Consider the following 9246-nt stretch of genomic DNA (forward strand, 5'->3'; position numbering starts at 1 on the left):
ATGACAAAGGACATCCAAGTCGCATTCGGCGTCGACGTGGACGCCGTAGCCGGCATGCTCGGCTCCTACGGCGGTGAAGACTCCCCGTGCGATATCTCCCGCGGCCTGTTCAGCGGCGAAGTCGGCGGCCCGCGCCTCATCCGCCTCTTCGAAAAGTACGGTCTTCCCGCCACCTGGTTCGTGCCGGGCCATTCCATCGAGACATTCCCGGACCTGACCCGGATGATCGTCGACGCCGGCCACGAAATCGGCGTGCACGGCTACTCGCACGAAAACCCCATCGCCATGACCCGGGAGCAGGAAACCGCCATCCTCGACCGCTCGATTGAACTCATCGAGAAGGTCTCCGGCCGCCGTCCCACCGGCTACGTTGCACCCTGGTGGGAATTCTCCCCGGTCACGAACGAGATCCTGCTCGAACGCGGGATCAAGTACGACCACTCCCTGATGCACCGCGATTTCGAGCCCTACTACGTCCGCGTGGGCGACAGTTGGAAGAAGATCGACTACACCAAGGACGCCCAGACCTGGATGGAACCGCTGGTCCGCGGAAAGGAAACGGACCTGGTCGAGATCCCCGCCAACTGGTACCTCGACGACCTGCCTCCCATGATGTTCATCAAGGCCTCCCCGAACTCGCACGGCTTCGTCAGCCCCCGCGATATCGAACAGATGTGGCGCGACCAGTTCGACTGGGTCTACCGGGAAATGGACCAGGCCGTCTTCACGATGACCATCCACCCCGACGTCTCGGGCCGTCCGCAGGTACTGCTCATGCTCGAACGCCTGATCGAGCACATCAACTCCCACGAGGGCGTCAACTGGATGACCTTCGACCAGATCGCGGACTCGTTCCTCGCCCGCAGCCCCCGAAAGGAAAACCAGTAATGAGCATTCAGGAACCCGCCGTCGACCTGACCCGGCCGCGGCCGGACGAGAAGCGCCGCTTCCCGGTCTTCTCCAAGAAGAACACCAGCATCGCTACTGTCCTGGCCTTGCTCGCCTGGACCATCGCCGTCTTCGACTACGGACTGTTCGGGACGCTGCTACCGGCCATGCAGGAGGAGTTTGGCTGGACCGCGCCCGAGGCTTATGCCATCAACACCTGGATCGCCGTGGGCACCGCCATTGTCTGCTTCGGAATCGGCCCCGTGATCGACCGTCTGGGCCGCCGCAAGGGCATGATGACCACCATCGGCGGCACCGCGGTCGTGTCCGGTCTGACCGCCCTTATCCCGACCGGCATCCCCTTCCTCAGCAACGGCCTGCTGGTCCTGATCCGGTCCTTCGGTGGCCTGGGCTTCTCGGAACAGGCGGTCAACGCGACCTACATGAACGAGGTCTACCAGGTGACCGAGGTCGCGGATAAGCGCAAGCGTCCCGGCTTCCACTACTCGTTCATCCAGGGCGGATGGCCGCTGGGCTTCCTGCTGGCCAGCGCCCTCGCACTCGCTTTCCTGCCCTCCCTCGGCTGGCGCGCGCTGTACCTGATGGCCACCGTCCCGGCCGCCGTCATTGTGTGGGTGATCGCCAAGAAGCTGAAGGAAACCCCCCAGTTCGAGCTGCACCACAAGCTGACGGAACTGGAGAAGAGCGGACAGTCGGATGAGGCCCACGCCCTGGCCCACGCCTACGGCGTCGAACACTCCTCCGCGGCCCCGCTCAAGCGGATCTGGGAACCGCACCTGCGGCGGAACACCATCGTGTTCTCCCTGGCCTGGATCGTGAACTTCTTCGGCATCACCATCTTCAGTGTCCTGGGCAGTTCGGTCCTTAAGAACGCCAAGGGCGTGGAACTCTCCGACGCCTTCTGGATGCTGATTGTGATCAACCTGCTCGCCTACTTCGGCTACGTCTTCCACGGCTGGCTCGGCGACAAGATCGGCCGCAAGCAGACCATCATCGGTGGCTGGATCCTGTCCGGCATCTCCTTCACCATCATGCTCAGCCCCCTCGCCACCAACGCCTTTACGATCATTGTCTCCTACGGCGCCGGCCTGTTCTTCCTGGTCGGCCCCTACGCCGCCATCCAGTACTTCATGGCGGAGTGCTACCCGGTCAGCTGCCGTGCCACCGGAACTGCCTTCATCGGGGCCATGAGCCAGCCGGGCACCATCATCGGCGGCGCCATCTTCACCGCGATCGCCGCCAGCAGCGGAACCGGGACCGCGGCCGTCTGGGTGGGTGCCGTGGGCACCTTGGTCTCCGGCCTCCTCATGATCGCTGCCAAGCCTCCGGCGGAGGCCCTCCTGGAGGACCACCCGCACGAGGTCCAGGCATGAGCCCGGATGCGGCGCAGGTGGCGGTCATTACCGGGGCGGCCAGCGGCATCGGCCGCGCGCTCGCGGTCCATTACGCCAGCCGCGGCGTTCATTCGGTGATCGGCACCTTCCCCGGCGATCCCCACGACCCGGAGGAAACGCTGCGCCAGGTCAAGGATGCGGGGGGCCAGGCGGTGATCCACGAAGTGGATGTCCGCAGCACGCCGTCCGTCGACGCGTTCGCCCAGCGAGCCGTCGACGAGTACGGCAGGCTCGACTACGCGGTGGCGAACGCCGGCATCCTGCGCAACTCGCCCCTGGGCGAGATGACCGATGACCGCTGGGAGGACATGCTCGACGTCGACCTCACCGGCGTGCTCCGGACCCTCCGGGCCGGGTCTACCAGGATGGCCGACGGCGGAGCGATGGTCGCGGTGTCGTCGATCGCCGGCGGGGTCTATGGCTGGGAGGAACACGCGCACTACGCGGCCGCCAAGGCCGGCGTGCTCGGGCTCGTCCGCAGCGTGGCCGCCGAGCTTGGACCGCGCGGCATCCGGGCCAACGCGGTTATTCCCGGCCTGATCGAGACGCCCCAGTCCCTGGACCCGGTAAACTCGCTCGGCCCCGACGGCCTGCAACGGGCCGGGCGGGACATCCCGTGGGGGCGGGTCGGCCGTCCCGAAGAGGTCGCCAGCGTTATCGGCTTCCTGACCTCCGACGCCGCCGCTTACGTCACCGGTCAATCGCTGATCGTGGACGGCGGACTCACCATCAAGATGCGCGCCTGAACCTTCTGAAAGGAAAGTATGCAGAACACTGACACGTCCCCGCACTCGACGGGCCGGGCCGTCGTCGTTACCGGCGGTGCCAGCGGCATCGGTAAGGCGATCGCCGAGGCTTTTGCCGCGAACGGCGACACGGTAGCCGTCCTGGACCGGGACGGCGGAGCCGGGAGGATCGCCGTCGACGTCTCAGACGAAGACAGCGTCAAGGCCGCGTTCGCTGCCGCCCGCGCGCAGCTGGGCAGGATCGACATCCTGGTGAACAGTGCGGGGCTGCTGACCGAATCGCCGCTGGAAGCCATGACACTGGCCACGTGGAACGAAACCGTCTCCGTTGACCTCACGGGTGTCTTCCTGTGTTGCCGCGAAGTGGTGGGTGAGATGCGGGAACGGAAGTGGGGCCGCATCATCAACATTGCGTCCCAGCTGGCCATCAAGGGCGGGACCGGGCTCGCCCATTACAGTGCCGCCAAGGCAGGGGTGGTGGGGCTGACCAAGGCCCTGGCCCTGGAAGTCTCCGGTGACAATGTGCTGGTCAACAGCATCGCACCCGGGCCAATCGAAACCCCGCTCGTGGAGGGCATCTCGGAGGACTGGAAGGCGGCCAAACGTGCCGAGCTTCCGCTGGGCCGCTTCGGCCTCCCCGCCGAGGTGGCCCCCACCGCGCTGCTGCTGGCCAGCGACCCGGGCGGCAACCTGTACGTGGGCCAGACGCTGGGACCCAACTCCGGCGACGTCATGCCGTAGGGAAGGACGAACGTATGTGCGGAGCCTGCGGACAGACCGTCGTTGCCGATCCCGTCTTGGGACCGGTGCGGACGATGCGCCAACACTTGATCGTCGCCCAGACGGTCAACGACCTCTGCCGGTCCTGGGCCGGTGCCCCGAAGGTGGCAGCGACCGCGGGAGGGTGGCTGGTGTCCAAGTCGACGGGGGCCATCGAGACTGTCTCGACCGTCGAGGCGCTGTGGACCGCGGTGCTCCGCGGCCGCGCGGGCGTTCCGCTGGCCGCCGCGGTCGGGCCCGCGGCCGCGGACGACGACGGTATCGCCTCGCGCGTGCTGGCACTCGGACACCGCCTGTCCCGGGAACGGCCGGGTGGGGCGCCGTAGGGGAAGCGCGTCAGGAATGCCGGGCGGCCCCTACCCGAACTTCGTCCATTCTCCTTCGGAAACCACCTCGACGGAGCCGTCAGCGACTTTAATGGCCGTCTGTTCGTCGATGGCATAGGCAGGGACGTCCAGGCTGGCGGCCCAGCGTTCTGCGTTGGCCGGGGTGTTGCTAGGGAAGGCGTTCAGGTGCGGAAAGATCGAGAAATCCACCATCCCCAAGGTGCGATCGTCCGGTGCGGACGGCCATTCGACGAAATACTTTCCGATCCGGGGCGTCATCACCATGCTTCCGGCGCTCACTCCCACCCACACCGTTTCCGGAAGTGTCGGCAGCAGTTCGGCCAGCCCGGACTCCCGCATCCAGTGGTAGAGGTACGCCGCGTCACCGCCGTCGACCAGAAGCACATCGGCCTCCCGAAGCCAGGGGATCCAGCGCTCGGCGCCGATGGTGGGCAGCGCGGTGAGTTCGAGGACGCCGAGCGACGCCCAACCCAGCCCGGACAAGTGTCGGGAGCCTTGCCCGGCCGCCACGAGCCGCTGCACAGACGCCGGCCCGCACATCGGGTGACCCCACTGTGCTGTCGGAATGATCAGGGCGTGGCATTGGTCGATCGGCTTGCCGAGAAGCTGCACGAGCGCCGAGTGGATACTCGGGTTCGTCACGCCGCCTGAGGTAAGCAAAAGCTTCAAACGTGCCCCCTGCGATAACAGTGCCGGTGGATCCCGGCCCTCCGGATCTCCGGATGGGTCCGGTCATCGGCCCAGTCTGCCAGCGGGGGCGTGGTGCTGGCTAGGAAGGGCCGCTGGACAGTTCCCACCGCTCCGGACCTTGCTGTGATGCAGCTCACTCAAATTCGACCGTGACGAATGCGCGCCGGGCACCGTCTTATCTAGTGACGGCGCTTCAGTGCGCCTTCCTCAACAGATCAGGAGTGATAGCAATGACCACCCAGACGCACACCCCCGCAGACGTCCAAGCCAAGACCGCATCGGCCCCTGCCGCGAAGACCGCACTGTCCGCCGGCAACGACGGCCGCGGCGCCACCACGGTTGCAGACGGCGTCGTCGCCAAGATCGCCGGCATCGCAATCCAGGAGATCGACGGCGTCCACGCGCTCGGCGGCGGAGCGGCGCGCGCCCTCGGCACGCTTCGCGAAAAGGTCGGCCAGAAGGACCTCACCCAGGGCGTCAGCGTCGAGGTCGGCCAGACGCAGGTGGCCGTCGACGTCACCCTCGTCGTCGAATACCCGCACCCGCTCCAGCAGGTCGCCGACAACGCCCGGGACGCTGTTTACACCGCCGTCGAGGACCTCGTGGGTATGGAAGTGACCGAAGTCAACATCACCATCACCGACATCCACGTCCCTTCCGATGACGAGGATGTCGCTGATGCCGAGCGTGAGCCGAGGGTCGCGTGAGCCCCACGGTAACCGGGATGGCCGCCGGCGCTGTGCTGGCCGTCGTGGCCCTGGCCTTCGGGTTCTGGGGGCTGCTGCTCACCGCGCTGTTCATGGGTGTCGGGGCCGTGCTGGGCCGGAGCACGGAAGGCAAGCTGGACCTCGCCGGAGTGCTGGACGCCCTGCGCGGCAAGCGCTCCTCCTCATGACGCGGGCCGGCCACACCCGGATCACCCGGACGGCCCTGCGGCACACCATCGAAGCAGTCACCGCGCAGGCCTTCGGGGTGCCGCGGGGCAGAGTCGCCGCTGAACTGGAGGACGACGCCGGCCGGCTCGCCGCCTCCGTCACCGTGCAGTTGGCGCTGCCGCCCCTGCTCGGACCCCGGCCGCAGGCGGGCCCGGCCAGCCTGTTTGACCGTTCCCGGGCAGCCCGGGAAACCATCATGGCCCGTGGCGGGGAGCTCACCGGAATGGACCTCGGCCGGGTCGACATCCGGCTCAGCGCAGCCAAACCGGCCGCCAAGTCACAGGAGCACCAGGAAAGGAGGGTGGCGTGAGCCAGGAGCGATCAATCCGGCGCCTCGTCCGCCGGGAAACCCATTCGTCCCGGGCCGCGGTGTCCGCCCTGACGGCTGCCGTGCTTGCCGCCGGTTTCCTGTGGCTCGCTCTCGAAACGGTTTTGGCACTCCTCCGGGAAGACCCGCTTCTGGCCGGTCCCGGCCAGCTGGGGCGCTGGCTGACCGGCCTGCCGGCCAACACCCTCCCGGCCTGGCTGGTCGCCGCGGGTGCCGGACTGGCCGTGCTGGGGATCTTCCTTCTCGGAGCCGCACTGGCGGGAGGCCGCCGGTCCCGGCGTTCGCTGCGCAGCGAGCGCAGCGCCGTCGTGGTCGATGACGAGGTCATCGCCGCCGCGGTGTCGCGGCGGGCCCGGCTCGCCGTGGGACTGACCCCCGGCCAAGTCACCAGCACCGTGTCCGGGCGGACCGTCCGTGTCCTGGTGCGCCCGACGTCGGGGGTTCCGGTCGATAGGGATGCCATCCACGCGGCGGTCGACGGCGAGCTACTCGCGTACCAACTGGATCGCCGCGTCGCGCCGACGGTCCGCGTCATGAGCGAAGGAGTAGTGGGGCAGTGAGCAACACCAACAGGGCACTCAACCGGATTCTGCTGGCCGTCACCGGGCTGGTGCTGCTGGCGGCCGGTGCTGCTACCGCCGCCGCCGGGCTCGTGCCGGGGGTCGCGGGGGAGTGGGCCGCTGCGGGAACGTCGCTCATGGACCGCGCCCGTGCCACGCTCGCCGCGGCTCCGCTGCCGGGGCCCGCCCGTAGCTGGTGGGCCGTAGCCGGCGTTGCCGCGCTGGTGCTGGCCGCGGGGCTGTGTGTGGCGTGGCTGGCCTCCCAAGGCGGCGGCCGGACACCCCGGCTGGCGCGGGAAGAGGACGGAAACCAGGGCGCCACGGTGGTCGATGCCGGGCTGGTCGCCGCGGCTGTCAACGAAGCGCTGGAGGGCAACCGCCTGGTGCTCGGGTCCGCAGTCTCGGCCTGGGAAAGCCGGCGCGGCACGGCATTGCGGCTGCGGCTGCAGGCAAGAAAGGGCGCGTCCCCCCGCGAGCTGGCGGACACCGCCGAAGAGCTGGTCCGCGGCATCGACGCGTGGCTGGGTCATCCGGTTCCGGTGCTGGTCCGAATCACCAGCGGACCCAGATCGAAGCTGGCTGGACCTGAACGCGCCCGGTAACTCCCGTAATGAACCGAAGCAGTAACCACAGGAAAGGTAACAAGATCATGGGAATCGACGACAAGGTCAACAACACCGTCATCAACCACCTCGGCGCGGCCAAGGAAGGTGCCGGCAAGATGACCGGCAACGAGGAGCTGGAGCGCGAAGGCCAGCGGGACCAGGCCCAGGCCAAGCTTCAGGAGGCCGGCGAGAAGGTCAAGGACGCCGCTGCCGGCGTCGGCGAAAACCTCAAGGACGCCGCCCGGAAGCTCAAGGAGGGCTTCAGCAAGGACTAACTCGGTGCGCTGCGCCGGCTCCGCCCTTGGGGGCCGGCGCAGCGGACGTAAGTCCGGACGTCATTCCGGAATAACCACACCCACACCCCCGGACCCCCGCGATGAAAGCGATAGATACGTGACTGGTTCACCCCCGGCGCCGCATCAACTGGACCTGGTTCCGGATGCACTGCTGGCTGGACGGGCAGCCGACGGCGACACCGCCGCTTTTGAGGCCCTCGCCCGGCGCCACGGCCCACAGATGCGGGCCAGCGCGCGCCGTCTGACCGGGTCCTTCGCAGACGCCGACGACGTCGTGCAGGAGTCCCTGATGCAGGCCTGGCGGCAGCTGGACACCCTGCGCGACCCGGCGGCGGTCAAGGGGTGGCTGCTGCGGATCACCGGCAGCCGCAGCATCGACCACCTCCGCAAGCGACGTCTGCACACGGACCTCACCACGGTGGAAAACGCCGTCGAACCCCAAGCAGGGAGTACGCCGCGAGTGAAGGCCGATCCCGAGTCGGCCGCCGTCAGCGGCTCCCGGGTCGAGGCACTGAAGGCCGCGCTTGCCGCCCTCCCGGAAGAACAGCGAAGATGCTGGGTGCTCAAGGAATTCAACGACCAAAGCTACGAGGACATCGCGCGAACCCTGAACATCAGCACTGCAAGCGTCCGCGGCCGATTGGCCAGGGCGCGGATCACCCTGGCGCGCGAAATGGAGGAATGGCGATGAGCACACCCAGCGACCCCCTCGACTGCGGGCACAGCCTCGCGGAACTGAGCGAGTACCTGGATACCGGCCTGATCGGCGACCCCGAGCACCTCGCGCAATGCCCGGAATGCCAGGCCGGCCTGGGCTCGCTGCGCAGGCTTTCTGCCCTCGGAAACGAGTTGGTCGACGCCGACATCACCGAAGCCGGCAGCGGAACCGACGACTGGATGCAGGCTATTCTGGGCAATCTGCGCCTCGAACTCCGGCCCGGCCGAAGCATTCCCGTCCGCGGTGAGGAACCCGGGGACATCCTCGCCGAGACGGAGGGCTCCATCTCGGCGCTCATCCGCTCCATCGCCGACGGCATGCCGGGAACCGCCGCCGGCAAGTGCCGGCTGCAGGGGGACGTCACCGATCCCGGCGCACCGATTACCGTCGACATCGAACTCGCCGTCGTATACGGCCATCCGCTGAAGGAGCGGGCCGCCGCGCTGCGCTGGCAACTAGCCGAGGCACTCAGCCGGCATACGGAACTGAACATCACGGAAATCCAGGTCACGATCACCGACGTACTGGAACCCCGGCCGACGGACGCCGAAGACCGGGCCGCCGGTCCGAGCGATCCCAAGGAGAAGCGATGACCAAGTCCCTGCCGGGCGGCGAGAACACCGCCCTGTCCGCAATGGCCTCATCCGAGCTGCAGGCGGTCATCCTGGCGGTCGACGGCGTGACAGCGCTGTTCCCGGCTCAGCCGTTGTGGCAAAGCATCGCCGGAGCCGCGGTCTCCGCCGTGACCGGGGAAGCGGTCCTGCCGGTCGTGGTCGCCACTGGCCCCGACGGCGTGACGGTCAAGGCACGGATCGGCGTCGACGCGGAGCACCAGGCACCGGATGTGGCCCGCTCCGTGGCCCGGGCGGTCCGGCAGTACCTCCATCCGAGGCGGTGCGCCGTCGAAGTCGTGGTGGTGCAGCTCGGCGGCTGATTGC

General features: G+C 68.0%; 15 protein-coding genes. 14 read left to right on the forward strand and 1 reads right to left on the reverse strand.

Annotated elements, in window-relative coordinates; all coding sequences use genetic code 11:
* The 5 genes from AC1DK9_RS01085 to AC1DK9_RS01105 all read left to right on the forward strand — a co-directional run bounded on the left by AC1DK9_RS01085 (window position 1) and on the right by AC1DK9_RS01105 (window position 4155).
* Complete coding sequence (locus AC1DK9_RS01085) at window positions 1-888, forward strand: polysaccharide deacetylase family protein (RefSeq protein WP_476862132.1); 888 nt, start codon at window positions 1-3, stop codon at window positions 886-888.
* Window positions 888-2282, forward strand: coding sequence for an MFS transporter (locus AC1DK9_RS01090; RefSeq protein WP_476862133.1), 1395 nt, complete (start codon window positions 888-890; stop codon window positions 2280-2282). Before AC1DK9_RS01085 ends, AC1DK9_RS01090 begins: the two co-directional genes overlap by 1 nt.
* The gene (locus tag AC1DK9_RS01095; RefSeq protein WP_476862134.1) at window positions 2279-3049 is read left to right on the forward strand and encodes an SDR family NAD(P)-dependent oxidoreductase; all 771 of its coding nucleotides are present in this window, start codon (window positions 2279-2281) and stop codon (window positions 3047-3049) included. The genes AC1DK9_RS01090 and AC1DK9_RS01095 overlap by 4 nt, the downstream gene beginning before the upstream one ends.
* An 18-nt stretch (window positions 3050-3067) precedes the next feature.
* Window positions 3068-3790, forward strand: coding sequence for an SDR family NAD(P)-dependent oxidoreductase (locus tag AC1DK9_RS01100; protein WP_476862135.1), 723 nt, complete (start codon window positions 3068-3070; stop codon window positions 3788-3790).
* A 74-nt stretch (window positions 3791-3864) separates the two neighbouring features.
* Window positions 3865-4155, forward strand: a complete 291-nt coding sequence (locus tag AC1DK9_RS01105) for a hypothetical protein (protein ID WP_476862136.1) — start codon at window positions 3865-3867, stop codon at window positions 4153-4155.
* 30 nt (window positions 4156-4185) lie between these two features.
* Here the strand turns inward: AC1DK9_RS01105 and AC1DK9_RS01110 are convergent, their stop codons facing one another.
* Window positions 4186-4845 (reverse strand): Type 1 glutamine amidotransferase-like domain-containing protein, encoded by a 660-nt coding sequence (locus AC1DK9_RS01110; RefSeq protein ID WP_476862137.1) that lies wholly within the window; start codon window positions 4843-4845, stop codon window positions 4186-4188.
* 251 nt (window positions 4846-5096) lie between these two features.
* Between AC1DK9_RS01110 and AC1DK9_RS01115 the strand changes: the two genes are divergently transcribed.
* The 9 genes from AC1DK9_RS01115 to AC1DK9_RS01155 all read left to right on the forward strand — a co-directional run bounded on the left by AC1DK9_RS01115 (window position 5097) and on the right by AC1DK9_RS01155 (window position 9242).
* Window positions 5097-5573 (forward strand): Asp23/Gls24 family envelope stress response protein, encoded by a 477-nt coding sequence (locus AC1DK9_RS01115; protein ID WP_476862138.1) that lies wholly within the window; start codon window positions 5097-5099, stop codon window positions 5571-5573.
* Complete coding sequence (locus AC1DK9_RS01120) at window positions 5570-5761, forward strand: DUF2273 domain-containing protein (protein WP_476914746.1); 192 nt, start codon at window positions 5570-5572, stop codon at window positions 5759-5761. Before AC1DK9_RS01115 ends, AC1DK9_RS01120 begins: the two co-directional genes overlap by 4 nt.
* Window positions 5758-6111, forward strand: a complete 354-nt coding sequence (locus AC1DK9_RS01125) for a hypothetical protein (protein WP_476914747.1) — start codon at window positions 5758-5760, stop codon at window positions 6109-6111. The genes AC1DK9_RS01120 and AC1DK9_RS01125 overlap by 4 nt, the downstream gene beginning before the upstream one ends.
* Complete coding sequence (locus AC1DK9_RS01130) at window positions 6108-6689, forward strand: hypothetical protein (RefSeq protein WP_476914748.1); 582 nt, start codon at window positions 6108-6110, stop codon at window positions 6687-6689. The genes AC1DK9_RS01125 and AC1DK9_RS01130 overlap by 4 nt, the downstream gene beginning before the upstream one ends.
* On the forward strand, window positions 6686-7291 hold the full coding sequence (locus AC1DK9_RS01135; protein ID WP_476914749.1) for a hypothetical protein: 606 nt from the start codon (window positions 6686-6688) through the stop codon (window positions 7289-7291). Before AC1DK9_RS01130 ends, AC1DK9_RS01135 begins: the two co-directional genes overlap by 4 nt.
* 47 nt (window positions 7292-7338) lie before the next feature.
* The gene (locus AC1DK9_RS01140) at window positions 7339-7569 is read left to right on the forward strand and encodes a CsbD family protein (RefSeq protein WP_476914750.1); all 231 of its coding nucleotides are present in this window, start codon (window positions 7339-7341) and stop codon (window positions 7567-7569) included.
* Window positions 7570-7687: 118 nt separating this feature from the next.
* Entirely contained in the window at window positions 7688-8281 is a 594-nt protein-coding gene (locus AC1DK9_RS01145) for an RNA polymerase sigma factor (protein WP_476914751.1), read from the forward strand.
* Window positions 8278-8901, forward strand: a complete 624-nt coding sequence (locus AC1DK9_RS01150) for an Asp23/Gls24 family envelope stress response protein (protein WP_476914752.1) — start codon at window positions 8278-8280, stop codon at window positions 8899-8901. The genes AC1DK9_RS01145 and AC1DK9_RS01150 overlap by 4 nt, the downstream gene beginning before the upstream one ends.
* A complete protein-coding gene (locus AC1DK9_RS01155; RefSeq protein WP_476914753.1) occupies window positions 8898-9242 on the forward strand; it encodes a hypothetical protein in 345 nt (114 codons plus the stop codon). Before AC1DK9_RS01150 ends, AC1DK9_RS01155 begins: the two co-directional genes overlap by 4 nt.
* Window positions 9243-9246 lie beyond the last annotated feature (4 nt).

This window comes from Arthrobacter sp. 01T414, from assembly GCF_056398965.1.

Coding starts and splice junctions, on each gene's coding strand:
- AC1DK9_RS01085 (WP_476862132.1), top strand. CDS start 1: ATGACAAAGGACATCCAAGTCGCATTCGGCGTCGACGTGGACGCCGTA.
- AC1DK9_RS01090 (WP_476862133.1), top strand. CDS start 888: ATGAGCATTCAGGAACCCGCCGTCGACCTGACCCGGCCGCGGCCGGAC.
- AC1DK9_RS01095 (WP_476862134.1), top strand. CDS start 2,279: ATGAGCCCGGATGCGGCGCAGGTGGCGGTCATTACCGGGGCGGCCAGC.
- AC1DK9_RS01100 (WP_476862135.1), top strand. CDS start 3,068: ATGCAGAACACTGACACGTCCCCGCACTCGACGGGCCGGGCCGTCGTC.
- AC1DK9_RS01105 (WP_476862136.1), top strand. CDS start 3,865: ATGCGCCAACACTTGATCGTCGCCCAGACGGTCAACGACCTCTGCCGG.
- AC1DK9_RS01115 (WP_476862138.1), top strand. CDS start 5,097: ATGACCACCCAGACGCACACCCCCGCAGACGTCCAAGCCAAGACCGCA.
- AC1DK9_RS01125 (WP_476914747.1), top strand. CDS start 5,758: ATGACGCGGGCCGGCCACACCCGGATCACCCGGACGGCCCTGCGGCAC.
- AC1DK9_RS01140 (WP_476914750.1), top strand. CDS start 7,339: ATGGGAATCGACGACAAGGTCAACAACACCGTCATCAACCACCTCGGC.
- AC1DK9_RS01150 (WP_476914752.1), top strand. CDS start 8,278: ATGAGCACACCCAGCGACCCCCTCGACTGCGGGCACAGCCTCGCGGAA.
- AC1DK9_RS01155 (WP_476914753.1), top strand. CDS start 8,898: ATGACCAAGTCCCTGCCGGGCGGCGAGAACACCGCCCTGTCCGCAATG.